General features: G+C 39.7%; 18 protein-coding genes and 4 tRNA genes. 9 read left to right on the top strand and 13 right to left on the bottom strand.

Annotated features, from left to right (window positions below):
- Positions 1–119 precede the first annotated feature (119 nt).
- Positions 120–890, bottom strand: coding sequence for a TorF family putative porin (locus tag GJV03_RS00990; RefSeq protein WP_154129267.1), 771 nt, complete (start codon positions 888–890; stop codon positions 120–122).
- 608 nt (positions 891–1,498) lie between these two features.
- Between GJV03_RS00990 and GJV03_RS00985 the strand changes: the two genes are divergently transcribed.
- Positions 1,499–4,474, top strand: a complete 2,976-nt coding sequence (locus tag GJV03_RS00985; RefSeq protein WP_154129266.1) for a cytosine permease — start codon at positions 1,499–1,501, stop codon at positions 4,472–4,474.
- 405 nt (positions 4,475–4,879) lie between these two features.
- Here GJV03_RS00985 and GJV03_RS00980 read toward each other — a convergent pair.
- From GJV03_RS00980 to GJV03_RS00955, 6 genes are all read right to left on the bottom strand, one after another.
- Positions 4,880–4,955 (bottom strand) — tRNA-Lys (locus GJV03_RS00980).
- Between the two features lie 164 nt (positions 4,956–5,119).
- A tRNA-Lys gene (locus GJV03_RS00975) sits at positions 5,120–5,195 on the bottom strand.
- 93 nt (positions 5,196–5,288) lie between these two features.
- Positions 5,289–5,364: transfer RNA gene (locus GJV03_RS00970), tRNA-Lys, on the bottom strand.
- A 92-nt stretch (positions 5,365–5,456) separates the two neighbouring features.
- Positions 5,457–5,532: transfer RNA gene (locus GJV03_RS00965), tRNA-Lys, on the bottom strand.
- Positions 5,533–5,727: 195 nt separating this feature from the next.
- Positions 5,728–7,569, bottom strand: coding sequence for a long-chain-acyl-CoA synthetase (locus tag GJV03_RS00960; RefSeq protein ID WP_154129265.1), 1,842 nt, complete (start codon positions 7,567–7,569; stop codon positions 5,728–5,730).
- A 207-nt stretch (positions 7,570–7,776) separates the two neighbouring features.
- Positions 7,777–11,196, bottom strand: a complete 3,420-nt coding sequence (locus tag GJV03_RS00955; RefSeq protein WP_154129264.1) for an Rne/Rng family ribonuclease — start codon at positions 11,194–11,196, stop codon at positions 7,777–7,779.
- Positions 11,197–11,965: 769 nt separating this feature from the next.
- Here GJV03_RS00955 and GJV03_RS00950 point away from each other — a divergent pair.
- The 4 genes from GJV03_RS00950 (at position 11,966) to GJV03_RS00935 (ending at position 15,171) form a co-directional block, all read left to right on the top strand.
- Positions 11,966–12,904, top strand: a complete 939-nt coding sequence (locus tag GJV03_RS00950; RefSeq protein ID WP_004718156.1) for an RluA family pseudouridine synthase — start codon at positions 11,966–11,968, stop codon at positions 12,902–12,904.
- 153 nt (positions 12,905–13,057) lie between these two features.
- Positions 13,058–13,726, top strand: coding sequence for an HAD-IA family hydrolase (locus GJV03_RS00945; protein WP_056516818.1), 669 nt, complete (start codon positions 13,058–13,060; stop codon positions 13,724–13,726).
- Between the two features lie 80 nt (positions 13,727–13,806).
- Entirely contained in the window at positions 13,807–14,508 is a 702-nt protein-coding gene (locus GJV03_RS00940; RefSeq protein ID WP_154129263.1) for a YafY family protein, read from the top strand.
- Positions 14,509–14,565: 57 nt separating this feature from the next.
- A complete protein-coding gene (locus tag GJV03_RS00935) occupies positions 14,566–15,171 on the top strand; it encodes a glutathione S-transferase family protein (protein WP_154129262.1) in 606 nt (201 codons plus the stop codon).
- A gap of 139 nt (positions 15,172–15,310) precedes the next feature.
- Here GJV03_RS00935 and GJV03_RS00930 read toward each other — a convergent pair whose 3' ends face one another.
- From GJV03_RS00930 to GJV03_RS00920, 3 genes are all read right to left on the bottom strand, one after another.
- Positions 15,311–15,982: a DUF1345 domain-containing protein gene (locus GJV03_RS00930; RefSeq protein ID WP_154129261.1), complete on the bottom strand. Its 672-nt coding sequence runs from the start codon at positions 15,980–15,982 to the stop codon at positions 15,311–15,313.
- 124 nt (positions 15,983–16,106) lie between these two features.
- Positions 16,107–17,015 (bottom strand): DNA-binding transcriptional regulator HcaR, encoded by a 909-nt coding sequence (gene hcaR, locus GJV03_RS00925; RefSeq protein ID WP_154129260.1) that lies wholly within the window; start codon positions 17,013–17,015, stop codon positions 16,107–16,109.
- Positions 17,016–17,559: 544 nt separating this feature from the next.
- Complete coding sequence (locus tag GJV03_RS00920) at positions 17,560–18,018, bottom strand: GNAT family N-acetyltransferase (RefSeq protein ID WP_154129259.1); 459 nt, start codon at positions 18,016–18,018, stop codon at positions 17,560–17,562.
- Positions 18,019–18,145: 127 nt separating this feature from the next.
- Here GJV03_RS00920 and GJV03_RS00915 point away from each other — a divergent pair, with 127 nt between their 5' ends.
- The 4 genes from GJV03_RS00915 (at position 18,146) to GJV03_RS00900 (ending at position 21,490) form a co-directional block, all read left to right on the top strand.
- Positions 18,146–19,084 carry a cation diffusion facilitator family transporter gene (locus GJV03_RS00915; protein ID WP_004818752.1) on the top strand — a complete coding sequence of 313 codons (939 nt, stop codon included), beginning with the start codon at positions 18,146–18,148 and terminating at the stop codon, positions 19,082–19,084.
- A gap of 2 nt (positions 19,085–19,086) precedes the next feature.
- A complete protein-coding gene (locus tag GJV03_RS00910; RefSeq protein WP_154129258.1) occupies positions 19,087–20,217 on the top strand; it encodes an MBL fold metallo-hydrolase in 1,131 nt (376 codons plus the stop codon).
- Between the two features lie 39 nt (positions 20,218–20,256).
- Positions 20,257–20,775, top strand: a complete 519-nt coding sequence (locus GJV03_RS00905) for a hypothetical protein (RefSeq protein ID WP_154129257.1) — start codon at positions 20,257–20,259, stop codon at positions 20,773–20,775.
- 64 nt (positions 20,776–20,839) lie between these two features.
- Positions 20,840–21,490, top strand: a complete 651-nt coding sequence (locus GJV03_RS00900; RefSeq protein ID WP_151956662.1) for a hypothetical protein — start codon at positions 20,840–20,842, stop codon at positions 21,488–21,490.
- 2 nt (positions 21,491–21,492) lie between these two features.
- Here the strand turns inward: GJV03_RS00900 and GJV03_RS00895 are convergent, their stop codons facing one another.
- The 3 genes from GJV03_RS00895 to GJV03_RS00885 all read right to left on the bottom strand — a co-directional run bounded on the left by GJV03_RS00895 (position 21,493) and on the right by GJV03_RS00885 (position 23,947).
- Entirely contained in the window at positions 21,493–21,891 is a 399-nt protein-coding gene (locus GJV03_RS00895) for a DoxX-like family protein (protein ID WP_151956663.1), read from the bottom strand.
- Entirely contained in the window at positions 21,878–22,324 is a 447-nt protein-coding gene (locus GJV03_RS00890) for a thiol-disulfide oxidoreductase DCC family protein (RefSeq protein WP_151956664.1), read from the bottom strand. Before GJV03_RS00890 ends, GJV03_RS00895 begins: the two co-directional genes overlap by 14 nt.
- Before the next feature lie 102 nt (positions 22,325–22,426).
- Entirely contained in the window at positions 22,427–23,947 is a 1,521-nt protein-coding gene (locus GJV03_RS00885; protein WP_004718136.1) for a catalase, read from the bottom strand.
- Positions 23,948–24,342 lie beyond the last annotated feature (395 nt).

Here is a 24,342-nt window from a genome sequence, read left to right as displayed (position 1 = left end):
AAATTTAAAATTTAAAGTTTAGAAATAAATGATCATCTCAGAAAAGCATTTTTTAAATTGAACAAATCTTAGAAAATCAGTTAGCAGTTAAACATTGTGTATCGTCTAAAAATGCAATGTTAAAACGCTTTGGTTAAACTAAAAATTGCACCGTTTGCGACTGTACGTTTTTCACTTTTAGAGAGCTGATCGGTATTCAAGTTGGTACCGACTGCAGATAACTCTGCAGTTAAGCCTTCAAGTGTTTTAAATTGATAATTCACCCCAAGCTTCCAATCGATGTAATTGTCGGCATCAACATCAATCAATGCACCTTTATCTTGGATGATGGAATAACCAATACTTGACGTCAGACCAAAACCTGTTTCAGCCAATGGTACTGAATAGCCTAAGGTGAAGTTCCATGCATCACCTGCAAACCCAATATAGTCATCACTATAATTAATATTGGTGAGGAGGCTATCTTTACCCAAAAAGATATCATTAAAGGTTAAACGTGCAGAAAACTCATGCCATGCCCAATCTGACCAACCTGGATAGCTAAATCGGTTATAGCTTAAATCTAGTGTTGGCTTAACTTTTTCAGACCAATTTAATGCCGTGTTATAGCCAATATATGAGGTAAATTCAAAATGTGGTGATGTTGAACCACCGAAGTCCGTATTGGCAGCAAAGATTCCGCCGTATAAACCAGAATCATGTGACAGTACAAAGGTCCCTTGTACCGCAGGATCATTACGAGATTGGGATAAACCACGGAAACGGTAGTCCGTTGTCAGTGCAGTAGAACCGCTTAAGCTAAGACCTGATGAATGTCCTGTTTCTGAGGCCATAGCAGAATGAGTTGCCATTGTTGTTAGCATTACCGATAAAATTACTGGTTTAATCATATTGATTTCCTTTTCGTAAAAATTTGGATTATTCCAAAATCCTTTTTTATGTCGATCAACGACGCATTTTTGTTTTTGTTATCTTAAGTAGTGATGTTATAAAGAGATAATAGAATATTCAGAACACATGCCTCAAAAAATCTGAATCGCTTGGGTATAACGATGACTTTTATCCAATTGAGTTAAATTTTTTTAATGATTATTTATGTAATTATTTTTTAATAAAAAATTCTTTTGAACGATACATTACTTTTTTAACCCTAGATCAATGATCTGCTTTTCACTCATCGTTTTATTCAATTCAAGTAGTACTCAAGCTGGTGTATAGGTCGATATTGAATATCGAACAAATACAGGCCTGAGATAATTTTTTCTTTAATCTGTTCGTGATTATTCTGGCCTCAATATTTTTAACATATTAGATGGTCTTTATTTGAAATTTTAAGGTGATTTCGCAAATGATTTTGATCTCTTTGCGATGGAGTAACTATGCTATTCAGTCCTTTTTAGTCTTACTTTAAAAAAACTAAAGGCTTGATACTGAATATAAAAATTTAAGCCAATTGTAAGATTGGTTATAACTTTTTTATTTATGGAATGGATTCCTTATGTCTATCACATCTATGGAAAGTAGCACGATTCAGGCAATTCCTGAAAATCAACGTCACGGTAACGCACGAGATCTATTTACGATCTGGTTTGGCTCAAACATTATGTTATTGACCATGTTTACGGGCTCATTGGCGGTTACAGTTTTTAATCTGAATTTCTTTTCCGCCTTAATGGCATTGGTTTTAGGAAATCTTGTTGGTGCGATTTTTGTCGCACTTCATTCTGCGCAAGGCCCACAACTTGCAGTGCCGCAAATGATTCAGACACGCGGGCAATTTGGTTTCTATGGTGCTTTGCTTGTTGTTGGCGTCGTGGTGATTATGTACTTGGGCTTTTATGCATCCAATCTGGTGGTTGGTGGTGAAGCGCTACATACAATTTATCAGCCGATTTCTAAGGTACAAGGCATTACGATTATTGCGATTGGGAGTCTGATTGCAGTCATTTTTGGTTATAAACTTATTCATAAATACACGCAAATCCTTGCGGTACTTTCAGGTTTAATGTTGCTTGCTGCTTTTATTCGTGTATTTAGTTCGCAATACTTCCCTCAAGATTTCTTTCAGCTGGGAACGTTTTCAAGCATTGGCTTTATGGGAACCTTATCCATTGCAGCATTATGGCAGTTGGCTTATGCCCCGTATGTATCAGATTATTCCCGCTATTTGCCTAAAGCGACTGGGGCAAAAACTGCATTTTGGGCAAGCTATTGGGGCTGTTCACTCGGTTCACTGATTTCAATGATCTTGGGCTTAACCGTTGCTCGTGCCTATAGTGGTGAGTTTATTCAAGGCTTAATTCACTTAACCGGCTCCGGTCTATTCAGTACCGCTTTGATTATCGTCTTTTCTCTCGGGATTGCTGCCACAAATTCGATGAATTTGTACTGTGGTACTTTATCGAGCATCACTATTCTACAAACGATTTTTCATCGGTGGTCACCGCGAGTGCTTGCCAGAACCATAGTGGCATTAAGCTTATTTAGTGTGGCGATGTTCTTATCTGTTTCAAGTTCGGAAAGCTTTGTCGAGAGTTATGTCAATTTTATTCTCTTGCTCATGTGTGTACTGATTCCATGGACAGCCATCAACCTCATCGATTATTACTTTATCCATCATACTGAATATGATGTGCCATCTTTCTTTAAACCGGATGGTGGGATTTATGGTTACTTCAATTGGCCTGCATTAATCTGTTATGTGATTGGGATTTTGATTCAGATTCCATTTTTATCTACACCGCTGTATGTTGGTCCGCTTGCTAAATTATTGGGTGAAGTGGATATTTCATGGGCGGTTGGTTTGTTGGTGGTTAGCCCACTGTATTATGTTGTGGCGATGTTATATAAACGCACATTACCTGAAATAGACAATCAACTATTACAGCAACATAGCTATGATTATGTCATTGTTGGGGCGGGTTCGGCGGGGAGTGTGATTGCCAATCGACTAAGTGAAAACCCAAATACTCGTGTCTGCTTGATTGAAGCAGGCGCTGCTGATAATTCGCCACGCATTCAGATTCCAGCAGGAACGATCACGTTATATAAGAGTAAAAAATACAGCTGGAATTTCTTTTCTACCCCACAGAAACGTTTGAATAATCGTCAAATCCATGCCCCACGTGGCAAAATGGTCGGTGGTTCAAGTTCAATGAACAGTATGATTTATATTCGCGGAAATGCCTCTGATTATGACAATTGGGAGGCGAAAGGTTGTGTTGGATGGGGCTGGAAAGAGGTTTTACCCTTCTTTAAACGCTCTGAAAAAAATGTCATTCAGCAAGACTTGGCTTTTCATGGTGTTGATGGCGAGTTGTTTGTTGATCATCCGAAAGATCCTAACCCATTATCTAAACTCTTTATCCAAGCTGCTACTTTGCTCAATCTAAAAGAGAATCAAGATTTTAATGCTGCATCAAGCGAAGGTGTGGGGATATATGATGTGACTCAACGTGATGGTCAGCGTCTATCCAGCTTTAAAGCATTCGTTCAGCCGATATTGACACGTTCAAACCTTACAGTGGTGACGGAATGCGAGGTTGAGTGTATTCATCATAGTGATGGTCAAGTGCACTCGATTCATGTGCAACGACAAGGACAAAATTTTGATATCAGAATCAATAAAGAGTTAATCCTCTCTGCTGGTGCTTTTGTTTCGCCGTTATTATTGATGAAATCTGGTATTGGTCCGAAATCTGAGCTGGAACAGGCCGGTATTGAATGTAAGCTTGATTTACCTGGGGTAGGTAAAAACTTGCAAGAGCATATTGATGGTTTGGTGACGGTTAGAACAAATAGTTCAAAAACATTGGGTTTTTCCGTTGGGGCTTTGGCATCTATACTGCCCGCACCATTCCAGTATGCACTCAAAAGAAAAGGCTGGTTGACCACCAACTATGTAGAAGCAGGGGGCTTTGCAAAAACACCACTGGCAACAGATTTACCGGATGTGCAATTTCACTTTGTTCCGGGGTATCGGAGTCATCGTGGTCGTCTGTTTGAATGGGGGCATGGCTATGCAATCCACACCTGTGTTTTAAGACCAAAGAGCATTGGTGAAATACGTGTGAATGCCCAAAAGCAGATCGAGATTGATTATAACTTCCTTGAAAAAGAACAAGATATGCACGTGCTGATCGAAGGAATTAAACTGGCACAGCGTATTTTAAAACAAGATGTATTTAAGGCATTCAATGGTCAAGAAATCTTACCCGGACCTGATGTTAAAACTGATGCAGACTATCAAGCTTATGTTCGTGAATATGCTGCAACCGTATTTCATCCCGTGGGAACATGTAAGATGGGGATTGATGCAATGAGTGTGGTCAATCCAAAGCTTAAAGTTGTTGGTTTTAATAATCTGCGTATCGCTGATGCATCCATTATGCCTGATCTTGTGTCAGGTAATACCAATGCACCATGTATTATGATTGGCGAACGTGCCGCAGATTTTATCCTTCAACAGCAATAACCCACTGGGTAAATTCCCGCTGATTGTTTTAATCGAGTGGTCATACGCATAATTAAACCGTGCGCAATCTTGGTTATTGGGCACGGTTTTATATTGTTTGGGTGGGGGAATACGATGACTCGTCAAGCAGGAGAATATTATTTTGCTAGCGATGATTTGGCATTTACTCGTTCGACAAGAAGAATAAAAGCTTTTTAGCTATTCGAATTGGTCGTGTCATCTGATTGCGATTGTTGGCTTGGCTGTTTTGAGCTAAAACCGTTGACTTAGATCTCAGTCGATCTTTTGAGTATTGATGCTTCATCGTCAATGAATGATAAAGCAATCAATTTGATCAGATCATGCAGCTATCAAAAAAATAACTCAACTGAGCTTATTTTAAGGGAGATAAATGACTTAAAAATCTGGTGGGTTGTGTGGGGTTCGAACCCACGACCAATAGATTAAGAGTCTACTGCTCTACCAACTGAGCTAACAACCCTGACTGAACTTGTTTAAAACATGATTAAACCAGAACAAAAGATGAAGCAAAATTTCGAGAATGGCGAAGCATCTAATAAAGATATTTGGTCTTGGTCGGAACGTTTGCAGGTTTCGTTTCTATTGTAGTACTTTAGCCGTACAGAAAGAAGCCTTAAGAAAGAATGGTGGGTCGTCCGCGATTCGAACGCGGGACCAACGGATTAAAAGTCCGCTGCTCTACCAGCTGAGCTAACGACCCTGAGCGAGATGTGTAAAGCACGTTGCTTTACCCGATATCAGTGAAAATCGAGAATTTTCTATCGGTATCTATTTACAGGTTGAAACATGAAGATGGTGGGTCGTCCGCGATTCGAACGCGGGACCAACGGATTAAAAGTCCGCTGCTCTACCAGCTGAGCTAACGACCCTGAGCAAGGATGTGTAAAGCGATGCTTTACTCGATATTTGTGAAAATTGAGAATTTTCTATCGCTATCCATTTACAGGTCAAAACAATTAAGTGGTGGGTCGTCCGCGATTCGAACGCGGGACCAACGGATTAAAAGTCCGCTGCTCTACCAGCTGAGCTAACGACCCTGAACCTTCATCCAAGCTAGGCTTGAATGTGTAGTGCAAGAAAACTAAAAAGTTTTTAAACACCACTTTGTTTTGATGGAGCGTATTTTAGCAAGATATTGATAGAGCGCAAGTAAAAATTAAGAAAGTTTGCAACGTTCGGTTATAAATAACACAAAATGGACTAAAAAAGCCCTGAAATCAGGGCTTTTAGCTTTAGAAGCGGTATTTATAAGCTTCAATATTGGCAAAAACTTCCGCAGTGACATCACAATAGGCATTGGCACTTGGCAGTAAAACCAATAAACGATCAGAGGTTTTTTCAGGATTAAAGGCTTGTTCCTTTAATTTATTTTTCTGATATTTAAATGTACCCGTCGTTTCTACAATTTGTTGGATACGTAAAAATACTGGAACAGCATAGGCTGGCAAGTTCTTTTTAAACTCGGCTGCAAGCTGGCTTAGATCTTGTTCAGTCAGTTCTTCACCTTCATGTAAAGTAATGGCAGCCATACCTGCTCGACCATTGGTATTTGGGATTTCAACGCCGTAAACCACTGCTTCTGTGATTTTAGGGTATTCACTACAAATATTTTCAACTTCTGTGGTTGAAACATTTTCACCTTTCCAGCGGAAAGTATCGCCAAGGCGATCGACAAATTGCGCGTGTCGGAAACCAATATCACGAACCAAGTCGCCAGTAATAAAGTAAGAATCGCCTTTTTTAAAGACATCTTTCATGATCACTGACTTGTTCTTTTCCGGGTCTGTATAGCCATCAAAAGGGGAACGCTTGGTGATTTTACCAATCAATAAGCCCACTTCACCTTTTTTGACCTTTTGACATGCACCATGACTGTCACGGATTGCTTCATTTTTTTCTTTATCGAACTGGACGATGGCATAAGGTGTAGGTGAGAAGCCAACAGTATTGTTAAAATTAAAAACATTACTGAAGCCTACATTTCCTTCACTAGAGGCATAAAGTTCTAAAATTTCTTCGATACCAAAGCGTTCTTTAAACTTGCCCCAAATATTTGGACGCATACCATTACCGATCATTTTGGTGACACGGTGCGTATGATCAAGTTCTGAAGCAGGTGCATCCATAAGGTAGCGGCAAAGTTCACCGACATAACCAATGGCTGACGCATTAAACTTTTTGACATCAGACCAGAATGCAGAGGTAGAGAATTTACGACGGATTGCCAAGGCTGAACCACCTGCAATAGCACCACACCAGCACACCACCATACCTGTTGCATGGTAAAGCGGTAAAGTGCAGTACATCACATCATCTTCACCTAAGTTTAAGACATGACCATATGTTCCATATGCCAAGGTCCAACGACTGTTGGTAAAGACCACAGCTTTAGGTAAACCCGTTGTGCCAGAGGTATAGATATAAAACAAGCCATCTTTCCCTTTGACACTTTGTGTGGTCGAAGGATTGAATTTTGGAAATTGTTGAATTTTTTCAGCGAGATTGATAAAGCCTTGAGGTGCTGTACCCGGGTCTTGCGTTGTATTTTGATCTGCAAACCAATGGATGCGGTCTTGAGCAATGTTTAAGTCTTGACGAATCTCATCTACAGCAACACGACATTCTTCACCGACGATCACCGCAACAGGATTGACCAAATTGATACTATGCGTCAGGACTTTACCTGTTTGTGAGGTATTGACTAAAGCTGTTGTTACGCCAATTTTTGCCAGTGCAATCACGGTCGCAATCAACTCAGGACGATTTTCGATCATCACGGTGATCGCATCGCCTTTTTTTATACCAATAGAAAGATAAAAGTGTGCAATTTGATTGGCCCAGTTATTCAGTTCTTTATAACTATAGCGTTGATCTTCAAATAATAACGCATCACCATAAGGATTGCGTTTTACAGCACGTTCAAAAGCAAGACCTAGCCCAGCAGGCGTATTGGGTGTTCTGATATAAGCTTGTTTAAGTCCAGTCAGGATGTTGGGAAGCTTATTGATGAGCTGTGGTAAGCGCTCTGCGACATCAGTAAATCCGATGAGATCGGCCTGTGTTGTTTGACTCATATCAATCCTATTTATTTTTCGTAATCCAATACAATTTTTAGAGTGTCATTGACTCACATTACATTTGTCTTTTTAATCGTATAAGACTAGTGCAATCAACCTAATCTGACAAATGTCCTGATAATCTCTTCAAAATAGCAAAAAAACCTAGCCATCGAAATGACTAGGTTCTCTTTAATCGCTACATTTTAAGCAAATTTTTACACATTACTCATCCGCTGGCGGTGTCGCTTTTTTTGGCGGGCGACCACGAGGGCGACGAGGGCGGGCAGGTTTTTCATCTGTTGCCACATTGTCTGCCTTTTGTGCATCTTCATCTACGCCAGCTTCAGCAGTCGTATCTAAAGCAAGCGATTGTTGTGGCTTTTTCGCCTTTTCAGTTGCAACAACTGCTTTCTCAACTGACTTAGCAGGGGCTGCTTTAACCACTTGAACTTCCGCAGGCGCTGTTTCAACTGCCGTTTCTACAGGTGTTTCAGCTTGCACTTCTTCTGCTTGAGTAACCACAGGTGCGGCTTCAACTGGACTTGCTTGAGTCTCAGTTTTCACTTCTTCTGGTTGTTGCTCAAGTTCAGCTTGATGCTCTTGCTTTGCTTGTACAGCCGCTTGTTTTGCTAAACGACGACGTTCACGCGGATCATTCGCTACACGGCGATCATTCTCAGGCTTCGGTGGCGTTAAGTCTAAAACATCAGCAGGTTGTGCTTCTGGTGCTGCTTTAGAGATAGCAACATCACGTGTTACAGGCTGCTTGCTTTGTACATCGGTCTTTTCTACCACAGTTAAGGTCGCTGAATATTCTTCAGTAAACTTAACCAAAGCGCGATTGAATGTTGGAATTAATCCAAACTGTTCAATCAATACCGCACAGTCATCACCATAGACATGACGAATCAAAGTTCCCACTGTGTACTGATTTAATGTCGGTACTTGAGATGGTGCGATTTTAGGCGTTGCCGCTTTTGCTTGAGCAGCGTCACGTTGTTGACGGCGTTTTTGGCGCGGGTCATTGCTGGCACGTTGCACAGGCTGTTCTGCTTGAACCTCTGCTGCTGCAGGTGTTTTTGCTTCAGTCGTTACAGCCTGGCTTTCTACAGCCGGTGCAGTAGCTGGTTGAGCGTCTACGCGAGGGGCTTTAGCAACAGTTTCAGCTTTTTCATTGCGATCATGACGCTTCGGCTTGTTGCTTGCTGGCGCAGCAACTTGTTGCGGGTTTAATGCCACAATTTCACTTTGAGCTTGATCAAGGTTAACCACTAAAGCTGTTTCAAGTGCTGCATGCTTCGGGGTGTCAATGAGTTCAACCTTAGGTTGTTTCTCTTGAGGTTGATTATGCTCTACAGGCGCATTGTTGTTTGGCGCTTGTTGTTGCTCATCATTAAACACGCTGCTATCGCGATGACGATTTGGGCGGTTTGGACGTTGCTGATGGTTACGATCACGACGTGGAACAGCTTGTTCAGCATGATTCGTTTCAGCATTTTGATCATGCTGTTGACGTGGCTGCTTTTGCTGACGACGTTGATCACGTTGTTCCTGACGCTGTTCTTGGCGTTGCTCTTGACGAGGCACCTGAACCACTTCTTCAATCACTTGATGTTGATCAGTGTTTTGTTCGCGTGACTCTTTGTGCTTGTTGCGATTTTTGTTTTTATTGTTGTTGTTACGCGGAGCTCGTTCTTCTTTCTCGCCCTGTTTTTCATATTCACGCGGTTCTTGTTTTTGAACAGGTGCATGTGAAAGATAAGCATTGGTTTCAGCAACAACTTGAGCTTCAATTGCAGCTGGCGCGCTATTGCTATTCACTTGTCCAAATTGACCACGGCTTACAGCACCACCGTTAATCATTTGTTCAATGGCTGCAGCTGCATTGTTTGCAGTACGTGATTGGTCAACAGTTGCTGCTTGTTTTTGTACAAACAGGTTTTCTAACCAAGCACATGGGCTAGAAGCAGGTTGAGCAACTTGTGCTTGAACCGCTTGCTGAGCTTTTTGAGCTTGAGCAGGTTGTTGCTTTCTGTTTTGCTTATTGTTTTGTGCTTGAGCTGGCGCAGCATTGTGTTGCGTTTGCTCTTCTTCTAAATGCCATTCAGATGACTCATAGCCCAATTCTTTTTCGCTTGAACGGGTAGCTTCAGTACGTTCATAGCTAGTTGGCGCAAAACCTTCTGGGTTATATGAGATTTCGTAATGTGGCGTTTCTAAATGTGGATGTGGCAGTACAGTAACACGCACATTTGACGTTTGTTCTAAGTAAACCAGACTGTGACGCTTTTCATTCAATAAGAATGCTGCAATTTCAACAGGCACTTCAACTTGAACTTCACCTTGACGTTCACGTAATGCAATCTCTTCAACTTTACGCATAATTGAAAGAGAAAGAGAACGTAGATCACGTACCATACCTGTGCCATGACAGCGAGGGCATACATAACCTGTAGCTTCTTCAAGAGATGGGCGTAAGCGTTGACGGCTCATTTCCATTAAACCAAAACGTGACAATTGACCGAACTGGATACGGGCACGGTCACTTTGCGTCGCTTCACGAAGTTTAGCTTCAACCATACGTTGGTTGCGTTCTTTGGTCATATCAATAAAGTCGATCACCACCAAACCACCAATATCACGTAAACGTAATTGGCGAGCAATTTCTTCAGCTGCTTCTAAGTTGGTGCTGAGTGCAGTTTCTTCTACATCATGTCCGCGTGTTGATTTCGCCGAGTTGATGTCGATTGAAACCAGTGCTTCAGTTTGGTCGATTACAATTGAACCGCCTGAAGGAAGTTTAACTTCACGTTCATAAGCTGTTTGAATTTGACTTTCAATACCAAAATGCGCGAATAACGGTTCATTTAACGTATAGGTTTTTAACTTATCCAATTGATTTGGCATTACCGCTTTAACAAAGTTATAGGCTTCGTTATAGGCTTGCTCTGAGTCAATTAAAATTTCTGCAACATCATCACGTAAATAGTCACGGATAGCACGCGTCACCACACCAGCTTCTTGATGAACAAGCATTGGTGATGGACCAGAGTTTGCTGTACCTTGGATTTGTGCCCACAGGTCTAACAAATGTTGAAGATCAAGTTGCAGTTCTTCTTGTGAACGGCCAATCCCTGCTGTACGAACGATTACGCTCATACCACGTGGGGTATTTAATGACGCCAACATTTCTTTAAGTTCTTCACGAACTGAACCCGAAATTTGACGACTAATACCACCACCTTTCGGGTTGTTCGGCATCAATACTAAATAGCGACCAGCAAGGGAAATATAAGTTGAAAGTGCAGCGCCTTTGTTGCCACGCTCTTCTTTTTCAACTTGAACCAAAAGTTCAGTGCCTTCAGTGATGAGTTCACGAATATTTGATGTTTGGCGAGGGTCTGCCTTGTAGTAAGTATTGGCAATTTCGCGCATCGACAAGAAACCTTGACGACCCGCACCATACTCTACAAATACAGCTTCTAAAGAAGGCTCTACGCGAGTGACATGGCCTTTATAGATATTGGCTTTCTTTTGTTCACGTGTACGGTTTTCTAAATCGAAATCGTAAAGACGGTGACCAGTGATGAGTGCAACGCGAACTTCTTCGGCATGTGTTGCATTAATCAACATACGTTTCATGGGTGTAACACCTAATAGTGATTCACACCAACAACTCGCTATCTTTTTTAAGTGAAGCGAACATCTAAAATATTGGATCAATGCTCAAATCACGGATACATCCAATATGATCTGAGTAATTTACCCACTTGTTTTGAGCAAGGTTGGGTTTGATGCCTGTATTGATGCTGCAATACTTCTTTAATCTTTGCACGATTAAAGTTTTGAGCTCTTCACTGGCACTTAAGTGGTGCATTGGATGACTGATTTGATTCGTCTTTCACTATCACATTGCTCGAAGAGCATCTCAACTTTTGTGAGAGCGTCTTGATACGGAATTATCATCGTACCTTTACAAATTGTGCAGTTCCAATGCCTCAAACACTTATGTCCTGAATAACACTCTACAGCGACTTGCCTGATGTGTATCAGTTTATGTTTAAAAACCAACGTCTGGGTTGGCGACATATATTTTTAAACAAACTGATTTCTGTACTTTAAGTACAATTAAACGCAACAGTTTGTCTTTTTGCCGATATAATAAAGCCTTCGGCGTCGGCATATTCTTTTGGGACCTTTCCGCATCTGTCGTGAATTTTATCGTTTGTGTCGCGCTTTCATTTTTAAAAAAGGGTGGCACTAAATTTCACTTACGGTGGTATCCGTGCGCTGACTATAGCAAACCTTGAATCATCTGCCTATGGGCTATATGCTTATTTTGTATGAAAAGCATAGTCTAAATGATCAGTTTTTAATCAAATTTTAGTTTTTTATTGGATCACCTAACTGTATGAATTCTACGCAACAATGGCAAAATGTAACTTGGTTTGAAGTAGACGAGCATCAAGAAGGCCAGCGCATCGATAATTTCTTATTTACTCGCCTGAAAGGTGTGCCGAAAAGCCGTATTTATCGTTTAATTCGTGAAGGTCAAGTGCGCGTCAATAAAAAGCGTATAAAAGCAGAAACTAAGCTAGCGATTGGCGATCAAATCCGTGTTGCACCTATTCGCTTTGAGCAAAAAGACGAAACTGATGCACCTGTATCCGATAAGGTTGCACAAAGCTTACTCAGCCGTGTGGTGTATGAGGACGAAGGTTTATTGGTGGTCAATAAGCCGTCTGGAATTGCCGTACATGGTGGAAGCGGTGTGGCATATGGCTTAATTGAAGGCTTACGCGCGGCAACAGGTAAAAAATATTTGGAATTGATTCATCGTATTGACCGCGATACTTCGGGTCTAGTGATGGTGAGTAAAAAACGCAGCACATTGAAGGCGCTACAAGATATGTTGCGTGAGCATAAAATTAAAAAAACCTATGCTGCGATTGTTAAAGGTCAAGTGAGTTTAGATCAACAGTTGATTAATCAACCTTTATTGCGCTATGAACTGTCCAATGGTGAACGTCGTGTACGTGTCTCAGAAGAAGGTAAAGAATCTAAGACACAATGGAAAGTTGCCGAGCGCTTTATGCATGCGACACTGGTCTATGCTTCTCCACTGTCAGGCCGTACCCATCAAATTCGTGTGCATGGTTTAAGTATTGGTCATCCTTTGGTGGGCGATGATAAGTATGGTCATGAAACAGAGTATCGTGGACCAAAAGCTCGTCGATTGAGCCTACATGCAATGCGACTTGAAATTCCTGGTTATCCTGTGATCGAAGCGCCTTTACCTGAAGATATGCAAAGCTTGGTTGCACAATTAAGAGCACAAAAGAAAGATTGATTCGATCTTGCTGCTCACTTTATCTTTTACACAAAGGGAACTTGTTTTATGAAAAGTTCCCTTTGTGTTTAAAAATGCGTTAGCTTGTCATGTAAAGTGCATAAGATCTAAATATTAGTCATGCATAAACTGAGCAAATATTGGAAATAATTCATGCAAAAACCTGTAGAACTTATCATTTTTGATTGGGATGGCACTTTATTTGATTCAGTTGGGCAAATTGTGGCGAGTTTATTGGTTGCTGCAAAAACCTTTGACCAACCGTTAACAGCTGATGCTGCGAAAAGTATTATTGGTTTAGGTTTACCTGAAGTTGCTCAAGTGTTATTTCCACAGGTCCCTGAGTTACACACTGAAATTTTGAAATGCTATGGCGATCATTATGTTGAGCATTCCAAAGATGATTTGTGGTTCGCTGGTGTCTCTGAAATGTTGCATGATTTAAAAAATCAAAATATCAAATTGGCAGTTGCAACAGGGAAAAGCCGTCGTGGTTTAGATCGTGTTTTGGCTCAGACCCAGAGTCAGGATTTATTTGAGATCACCCGTGCAGCGAGCGAAACCAAATCCAAACCAGATCCATTGATGTTGGCTGAAATTTTAGATTACACTGGAATTTCGGCGGAGCAAGCCATTATGGTGGGTGATACATCTTATGACTTAGAAATGGCACAGAACATTGCCATGCCACGTGTTGGGGTGAGTTATGGGGTACATGCGATTGATGTATTACAGCGTTTTAATCCGCTGACGATCGCGGATAACATCGATCATTTACATCAGTTTTTAACTCAACAGCTTAAGGCTAGTGAAGTTGCTTAGATGCTGTTTTTACGCTGTTTGCAGATTGCTCTCAGCGTAAACTTAGATAAAACCAAAGAGATATAATAAGAAAATTGACCATGAGCCGTTCTATTCGATTACTCACTTTATTACAACTTTTACGTGAACAGCGTTATCCCATTACCGCGCAATGCTTAGCAGAACATTTGGAGATTAGTGTCCGAAGTATTTATCGGGATATTGAAAGTTTACGTGACCAAGGTGTCAGTATTGAGGGCAGTGCGGGCTTAGGATTTCAGCTGAAAGAAAACTTTTTACTGCCTCCGATGAGTTTGGATGAAACGGAAGTCGAAGCAGTGTTCTTGGCATTGCATTGGTTAAGGTCAGTGCCAGATCCAGCATTAAAAAATGCTGCACATTCAGTTTTGGCCAAACTCAATGCGGTATTGCCCAAGAATAAACAAGAACTGATTGATGAAACCATGCTTCGGTCTATCAACCATTGGCTTGTGGTTGATGAAAAAATTGTCGAACAAGTACGTCTAGCAATTCGTTATCAGGTCAAGATTGAAGTGCATTATTTAGATGAAAAACAAAATATCTCTAGCCGTATGCTTTGGCCTTTTGTCTTAGGGTATTTCAATGACAAAATGTTGTTGGCTGCATGGTGTGAATTACGTGAGGATTTTCGAAATTTTCGTTTAGATCGGATTCAAAAATTAACTGTGACCGAAATCATTTACCCAGAGTTTAAGCGTCATCTTTTTCAGGCATGGTGGCAAAAAGAGCTGCAAAAAAAATCCATGATGAAAAGCTCCTGACAAAAACTGACACAGCTGCCCTTTATATTCAATACACCACTATAAAGGAATGGAAAAATGGGCTTAAAACTATATAGCAACGCGCAGTCTAGAGGTCTTGTTATTGAATGGCTACTGATTGAACTGGGTGCTGAATTTGAAAAAATTGAGTTGGCTTATCACACTGAAATGAAGTCGGAATCTTATCTAAAGATTAACCCATTTGGCAAAGTACCCACCTTAGTCGATGGCGATGTGGTGATTTACGAAATGCCTGCAATTTGCGCCTATTTGGCAGATAATTTTTTTGATCAAGGACTTGCACCAGCACTGGATGATCCAAAACGTGGCTTGTATTTCCGTTGGTTATTCTTTGCTGCTGGACCTTGGGATGCAGCCACTACGGGTCGCGCATTAAAGGTTGAGATTACCGATGAACAAAAAATGCATATTGGCTATGGAAACTTTCAGGACACCTATACGGCTTTAATTCAGGGTTTGGAGCAGGCTCAACCTTATCTATGTGGTGAGCAATTTACGGTAGCCGATGTATTTGTTGGTTCCATGCTATTTTGGCAATTGAAGATGGCAGAGATTGAAAGCCATCCTGCAATTGAAAAGTATCTTAATTCAATCAAAAACCGAAAAAACTTAAGAAATAATCAAGTACTTTTTAGCGACTAAATCATCAAGACGATGCAAACTTAGCATGATCTCGTGCTGGGTTTGTATTAAGGATTTTTAGTCACATTCAAGCGCAGAAAAATGATAAAAAACTTTGGAGATTGGTTTTTAGTGTTAATCCCTCTATTTTTTACTTCAGTTAAATAAAACCTGCGGCAACATTAATACAGATCGCCAAAATCGTGGTGTTAAATCCATACGCCAAAAGGATATGGAGAATATTTAAAATGCGCATCGAACGAGATGTAATCGATACATCTGCTGTTTGTGCAGAAGTACCAATGACATAACTAAAATACAAAAACTCAGGGTAGGTTGGTTTAGGTGTTTTTGGAAAGTCCAATCCACCATCCTGATGATTCTCCACTGCCAAATAAAAGTCATGTGCATAGTGAATAGCAAAAATAGTATGCATAAATAACCATGCAAAAATGATGGTGAAAATTGCTAAGGCGATATGTCCTGCTTTAACTCCAGTCACATCGGGCAAATGTGCCAATTCAATAATAATGGCAATAAAACACATGATGAGTGAGAGCACAACCAACAGCAAAATGATCCATTTGCTGGCATCCTGCTGCTGAGCACGCTTTAAAATATGCGCTTGATTGGTTGCCCAAAGCATTTTCATGGTCAGGATTAAATAGACCAGGGTGGCAATATTCCAGCTGAATAACAAATTGGTTGACCACTGCCAGTCTGTGCTCAAAGACATCCCCATATACACAACTGCTGTGAGGAGAAAACTAATAAAGAAATATGGGCGAGACTGAATGCCTGATCGAAGTTGGTGAAATGCACGTCCTAACATGATGAACACCGCCTGAGTTAAAGATTGATGGATATTTGAGCAAAGAAAATGAGCATTAAGTTCTATTGGTTTAAGTCGTCATATTAAAAAATAAGCCTACGCTCTATGTCTTGTCGCAGCGGTCTTATTTTTGCTCTAAACGATTGATATCCAGATAAAATACTTTGGTTAATAGTTCAATGAATTTTTGTATCGCAACAGAGCCAGCACTTTTTCGATAACTTACATACAAGTCTAGATAGGGAAGCTCAATATCTAAAGGTCGAATGACGGTGTTACTGTTGATTAATGGCGCAATATAGCTTGGCAAAATTGTACAGCCTAAGCCCGCCCCAACTGAATTAATATTCAATGAAATATTGTCAGCTTTTTGGACGATATTCAATTCAATATGATTATGTTTGGCAAACTCTAAAATGGTGTTGTGCAAAGCCGTGGATTGTTCTTCAGCAGGAATAATAAAATCGATCCCATTGAGCGCTTTAACAGGGATACGTTCATACTTGGCTAAAGGATGATCTTTGGGTAAAACAAAAATTAACGGTTCACGGAGCACAAATTTACTTTCGATTTCATCATTATGAAAATTGTGCCTGCTAAAGCTGATATCCAGCTCCCCCTTTTTCAATGCACGCATTTGTTCAAGGTTGTTTAAACTTAATAACTCAATTTTTAGCTCAGGATTTTGTACCCTTAAATTTGGTAAGACATAAGGGAAAATCTTTATTTCAGCCACGGGTACAAACCCAATCCTTAACAATAGCTGTCTGGCTTTGGAGACCTGTCTTGCCATAGCAACAGCCTTATCGGCTTGTGCTAAAGTTAAGCGTGCTTGCTCCAGAAAAACAGCACCTTCTTCAGTAAGTTCAACTTTACGCTTGGTCCGATTTAACAGCCGAACACCGACATCTTCTTCAAGATCTTTGATCTGCTGGCTGAGTGAGGGTTGTGCTGTATAAAGTCTCAATGCTGCTTTGCTAAAGTTGAGTTCTTCAGCCACAGTAATGAAGTATCTCAGATGTCGTAATTCCATATAACGCGTCCAAAGAATAATCCAAAAAATGTCTTACTAAGATTTTCAAAGAGTATAATCTATAAACAACTGTCAGGTGAAGACGATTATAGTATTTAGAAAATAAATGAACTTTTCAAAATCATTGTTATTTTAATATAGAAAATAACATGGTGAATAATTGGTAAAATATCTTAATTAAAACAAAAAATATTTCTCTAAGCTCTAGCCTAGAAGCGGTCATCTGTACAAAGTTGCATCAATTTATCTACGGCCCTTACTTGTCATAAGCGTACTTTCAGGAATGGAAAAATTGATATCGATGTTTTAATTGATGTATCTCGTCATCAATCTATAGCGGCCCAAATTTATATGAATGAACACTTGAAAAGTGTTTGATTGTACTGATTTAAGTCGTTGCAATCTGTCTGATAAACATGATCATGCTGAGGATTACTAAAACCGACTTGGAGATACAGGGCAAGGTCGGTTTAGTCGTCATGGATAGTTAGCTTGATCAGGGTGTTTATGATGATGTTTTTGATATCACTTTATCTCAAAACACTTAGACGGAAGGCTTCTTTAGTTTCAAATGCAAAATTGGAAATGGGTTACCTTCAGCATCAAGTTCTGAACGCGCAATTTGTTGGAAGTTATGTTTCTTATAAAACTCCAAAGCACGAATATTTTGTTCGTTGACATCTACCTCATGCGCACCTAACTCAAGGGCTTTTTGAATGAGCATGGAACCGATGCCTTGATCAAAAAATTTAGGGTCAATAAATAACATTTCAATCTTTTGATAAGCCAGTCCCATAAACCCAACGATTTGACTTTCACGTTCCACATGAAACAACCGCACATGATCAAAATAATGATGCTGAATGATGAGCGTTTTAATTTGTAAGATATGCTGTTCGTTTAAAAAGTCATGAGTCGCACGTACAGAAGCTTCCCAAATTTTTAATAATTGTGGATGAGACTGCGACGGAGTATTTAGAATATTGGTTAAATTGGGTTCCATAAAAGATTCACTCAATTGTGAAAAGCAACAAAAAATAAAGAAAAATCACAGATAGTTTCGCTAATATGAAGCAGGACAGATATAAAAATCAAATTGATGTATTTGATGATAAAAAACAGGACAATAAATGTCAGATTCCAACAAAATTGTTGTATATGCAGCACTTTTGGGCAATTTAGCCATTGCTCTGGTTAAGTTTGTTGCCGCTTATATTACAAATAGTTCGGCGATGCTCAGTGAGGCAGTCCATTCTGTCGTAGACACTTTAAATGAAATCTTATTGCTGTATGGTTTAAAAAAATCACAACAGCCTGCAAATTATCATCACCCCTTTGGTTATGGGCGAGAGTTATATTTCTGGGCCTTTATTGTCGCATTGTTGGTTTTTGCTTTAGGTGCTGTAGTTTCAATTTATCAGGGTATTCAACATATTCGTCATCCAGAAGTTATACAATCCCCATTGGTCAATTATGTGGTACTCGGGTTTGCGCTGCTTTGTGAAGGCACTTCATGGTTTATTGCCTTGAAAACATTTAAAAAGACCAAAGGTCAAATGGGATATTTTGAAGCTTTTCGTCGCAGTAAAGATCCGACAACCTTTACAGTTTTATTTGAAGACTCAGCAGCTTTAATTGGCTTAATCATTGCATTGCTGGGAATATTTTGTGCTCAGCAGTTTAATTTACCCGTTTTAGATGGTGTGGCTTCGGTACTGATTGGTGTTGTCTTAGCCATCTCAGCCCTGCTTTTGGCAAGGGAAACCAAAGGGTTGTTGATGGGTGAAACAGCAGATCCAAAACTGCGTCATAATGTATTGAAAATTGCTCAGGAAGATCCTGCCGTGTATTCAGCAAATGGCGTACTGACTGAACAAATGGGTGCACATCAAGTGATTGCTTCTTTAAGCTTAGAGTTTAAAGATAGTTTAACTTCAGATGATATCGAAGCCTGTGTGAACAGAATTGAAGCAAAGATTAAAAGTATTCATCCCGAAATCGTGGCATTATTCGTGAAGCCACAAACACAGCAAGTATGGCTTGAAAGAATGAAAGGGCGTTTAGAGTAATCATGTCGAAACAAGAGCCAATGGTCCGTCTTGAAGATACAACGGTACAAGACAACACAATGCAAAATAAGACTGTTCCATCTCAGCAAGTTCAACAATTGCATTATCGAATTGATACTGAAAATTGTCTGTCACACACATGGTATAAACCTGTATTTAGTGTGATTGGTTCAAATCAACACAATGGTGAACGGTTCTTTAATGAAGTACGTAGACCACAAGGTCGTAGCCGTTGGGATTTGATGAAATGGCTGGGTACCCGAAAATCATATACTTGGAATGTGGATACTCAAAAAGAATCATCAGAATTTTATGCAGCAAAACGCGTATTACCTCAGAATCGACCAGATGCTGATGAGCATGATTGGCAAATCTGGTTTGTGAGCCATGCGACTGTACTGGTTCAAATTGGTCCCTATAACTTTTTAACTGATCCTGTTTGGGCCGACTATGTCAGTCCAAAACATGGGCGTGGACCAAAACGTGTGATTCCTGCTGGAATTGCTTTAGAGCAATTGCCAGAGATTCATGCAGTTTTACTCAGTCATAATCACTATGACCATATGGATTTAGCCTCTTTAAGATGGCTACACAACAAGTTTGCCATGCCAATCTATACAGGTTTGGGCAATGCCTGTTACTTGCCTAAAGAGTTCCATGTGATTGAGATGGACTGGTGGCAATCTGCATTGTTTAAAAACTTAAAAATTATTTATACCCCAGCACAGCATGGTTCGGGTCGTGGTTTACGTGATCAGAATATTGCATTGTGGGGCGGTTTTTCTGTGGTATCGCAACATGGTCATTTCTTCTTTGCTGGCGATACGGGGTATTCACCGCATTTTAAAGAAATTCAAAAACGTTTAGGTTCACCGCGAATTGCGTTATTGCCAATCGGTGCGTATGAACCAAGAGCGTTAATGAAATATATGCACATGAATCCACAAGATGCTTTTCAGGCGCATTTAGATTTACAAGCCAAGCGTTCTTTAGCAATTCATTACCGTACTTTTCAATTGACGGATGAAGCACGGGAACAGCCTGAGCAGGATTTACAAAAGGCTATGAAGAATTCATCAAAAATGATTAATCCATTCTACTGTATTCGTGAAGGCCGTAAATTGGTGGTGTAGTGGACCCTTATTGAGCCATAAAAATTGAGAGCGCTAAAAATGATAAAAATATTATCCAGTACTTTGTTATTTTACTTGGTGATGAGCTCAGTCGCTGCAAAATCTATAGAAGTCATTCAAGCGGCTAAGGCGGATTGTGTTTCAGACGAGCCATGTGCTGTTGTAGACCAATCTGCAGCAGTCGAAGATTTTGAACCTGAGGATTATACGAAAAGTATTAAGCCTTCAAATGAAAAATATGATTTGGAAATGGGGGATAAATGGGAGCTGATATACCAAAATTCAGATACTCAATTCTTTGAAAATGATCTGCGATTGGCCGATACTATTCAGCTTGCTCAAGCTTGGATCAAAAGTGTGAACCCAAAAAAACAATATACGATTAATTATTATCAAGTATTGTGTAAGGATCGGACATTTACACGGTTAGAACAGTTTAAAAGTCAGGACGATAAAAACTATAAACTGGTTAAAAAGGTAGAGCATTATCGTCAGACACAACCCTTTAGTCAGGCAGGTGAAATACTTCCAGTTTTGGAAAAGCTGTGTCAGGATTAGGGGGTATTTACCCAAACTAAAAAATAGTGTTGATTCCTGATTGAAAAATCAAGGGAGATGAATAATGAAAATAATCCAAACTTTATTGATGTTATTGGCATTATCTAGTACAGCTTTTGCTGAGACTCAAAATATACAAATTAATCAGAATAATTTTGAGTTGAAAACTGTATTGAATCAAGATGATGTTGATTTATTACGTAAAGATATTGAATTATATCGAAATAATCAAAAGTTGCTCACGCATACAATTTATTCAACCAGTGGTGATTGTAGTATTAGCCAAATTGAATTGGGCGATTATGAGGTCAAAGATAACAATATTATTTTTTATAGTTATTGGGCCTCAGGTGATCGGCAGGGGCTCTGGACTTATCCTTATGGTGTGCGCAAACAAACCTATACTGTAGATGCAAAGGGTAAGGTGAAATTAGTCAGTGCCGTACTATATGTTGAAGATATTTTGGGTGATCCACTTAGCACAAACCCAGATGAGGAATACCTTCAATTTTTGCATACCGCTCCCAAAACCAAACAACAACAGCGTGCACTGAATGAATATATTAAAACCATGCAAAGTGATTATAAAGGTCGTTTTGTGCATGGACAGGAACGGGTGCGCTTAATTCAAGATGTGAAAAGCAAACTCGCTAAGCAAATTGCCACTGAAACCAAAGGATGGAAAGAGCAGTTTGGTACAAATGTGCGAATGTAAGTTTATTCGGCTTTTTGAGCATTGAGAAGTTGAATTGCGACAATAGACAGTGCAGCCATTGCGGTATTCATGATGAAAGGATTAAAACCCTGCGCAAAATAGTGTGGATAAACGATCGCTACAACCAGTAAAAACAACAGCATCGCGATGATATTTAAATAATGCAGAATTTTTGATTGTCTAAAAATAAGAAATAATCCACCAAATATGATTTCTCCAAATCCTGAGAGTTCAATAAGTCTAGGAATGGGCAACAATTGAATCCCTGTAAATTGCCAAAATTGTTGCTCTTCGATAACTTTATATATGATTTTAGGGATAAGTCCCTGATAGAACCATAATACAGCCAGTGAAATATGAATGGTCAATAGGGCATTCTGAAGTGCTTTAGAATTTTGCATCAATGCTATGTTCCAAGAAATGTTTTTTATTTTCAGATGAAGGCAGTAAACACTGCTCAGTTGTACCAAATAAACGATAGCGATTTAAAGCGATTCGGCGGTATAGAAAATCTCGGATAAATTTGGGTATCCCATAACCCATTTTTAAATATGAAAAGGGTCGTCCTAAGCTTTCAATCACTTTTAAAAATGCAGTGGATTCACTATAGGCTTGCCCATTTTTGATCACCAACATGCTATCAAATTGCTCTGTGGGCATTTGGTAATGTCTTAAGATGTCTTGCCCTACTGGTGATTGCACCGAAGTTAATTTAAATTGTGCCTGTGTATCATATTTGATTAAAAACTTTGCCCAGCCATTACATAACACACAGATTTCATCAAATAAAATGATGTCATGTTGTTGAATTATCGCTTCAATTTTCTGTTGCATGGCTTTACTCGCGATTGGGAGTTTCTTCAATATAGTGCATTTACACAAAATAAAAAACCGCCCGAAGGCGGTTTCTATTGAATGACTTTTATTGAGCTAGGCTTATTGAAAACCAGGATGACCTTTACCAGGATCGCTATCGCGTGCAGCTTGTGCATCTGCAACAGTTAAGCCCAAGGCTTTTGCCACGCCTTCACCATAGGCTGGATCACATGCATAACAATTACGGATATGACGATACTTAATAAAATCAAGTGCATCACCCATCGCACCCGCCGTATTATCAAACAGTGCTTGTTTTTGCGTATCATTCATTAAATTGAATAAAGCGCGTGGTTGGCTGAAATAATCCGAATCATCTTGGCGGAAATCCCAATAATCTGCATCACCACTGATTTTTAATGGTGGTTCTTTAAACTGAGCTTGTTCCTGCCATTGGCTAAAACTATTCGGTTCATAGTGTGGTAAACCGCCATAGTTTGCATCGACACGGCCTTGACCATCACGGTGATTAGAATGAACAGGGCAACGTGCAGCATTGACAGGAATTTGTTGATAATTCACACCCAAACGGTAGCGTTGAGCATCGGCATAGTTAAATAATCGCGCTTGCAACATACGGTCAGGTGAAACACTGATACCTGGAACTAAGTTACTTGGTGCGAAAGCCGATTGCTCTACATCAAGGAAGAAGTTTTCAGGATTTTTATTCAGCTCAAACTCACCCACATCAATCAGTGGATAATCTGCATGAGGCCAAACTTTGGTAAGGTCAAATGGATGATAAGGGACTTTTTCTGCATCTGTTTCAGGCATGACTTGAATTTGGAGCTTCCATTTTGGGAAGTTACCATTTTCAATCGAATCAAATAAATCACGTTGATTACTTTCACGGTCTTTAGCAACAACTGCTTCCGCTTCAGCATCGGTTAAATTTTCAATGCCTTGTTGAGTACGGAAATGAAATTTGACCCAAAAACGTTCATTGTTTGCATTGATAAAGCTGTACGTATGACTACCAAAACCATGCATATGGCGGAAGCTTTTTGGAATACCACGATCAGACATCACAATCGTCACCTGATGCAAAGCTTCAGGTAATAACGTCCAAAAATCCCAGTTGTTGGTTGCACTACGTAGATTGGTTTTAGGGTCGCGTTTTACGGCTTTATTTAAATCTGGGAATTTACGTGGATCACGCATGAAAAAGACGGGAGTGTTGTTTCCAACGAGATCCCAGTTACCTTCTTCGGTATAGAACTTGAGTGCAAAACCACGAATATCACGTTCTGCATCTGCTGCACCACGTTCACCAGCTACAGTAGTGAAGCGTGCAAACATTTCTGTTTGTTTGCCAATTTGTGAGAATATTTTAGCGCGTGTGTACTGAGTAATATCGTGAGTTACGGTAAATGTACCAAAAGCACCTGAACCTTTTGCATGCATTCTGCGCTCAGGAATAACCTCGCGTACAAAGTTGGCCAGTTTCTCGTTTAACCATAAATCTTGTGCCAGTAGAGGACCACGTGCGCCTGCCGTTAAACTATTTTGGTTGTCTACAACAGGTGCACCAAAAGCCGTTGTCAGGTGGGTTACAGGACATTTTTTTGAGTCTTGGCTCATTCTATTTCTCCATTTTTAATTAATCATGTATTCATTTTTGAATAGATGGAATAGATAAAGAATATTCGCTATTACATGACATTAACCGTAATTGAAAAACCAATATAGTGAACAATTGTTAAATCTAGTTGATCTAAAAATAAATGATTTGTCATTTATTTTTAGAAACAACTTACTGGTCTTTATCTGCTTTAAAATACTGTTGTTTAAGGAAGAGCAAGCAATGTTTTAAAGCGATAACTTTACTTTAGAGTGATTTTTTATATTTGTAAAATTGATAAAAATATTATTATTGATTTGTTTTGGCGATTAATGGGGGAGCAGAACTTTGTGTGGTGTGAAGTAAGTGATTTTATATAAAACCGCCTGAGCGTGATTTTTTCAGCATTTAAAGC

The organism is Acinetobacter sp. RIT698 (genome assembly GCF_009668065.1).
Classification (GTDB): domain Bacteria; phylum Pseudomonadota; class Gammaproteobacteria; order Pseudomonadales; family Moraxellaceae; genus Acinetobacter; species Acinetobacter guillouiae.
Note: the sequence above shows the minus strand (reverse complement) of the source record. Positions and strands in the feature narration are given on the sequence as shown.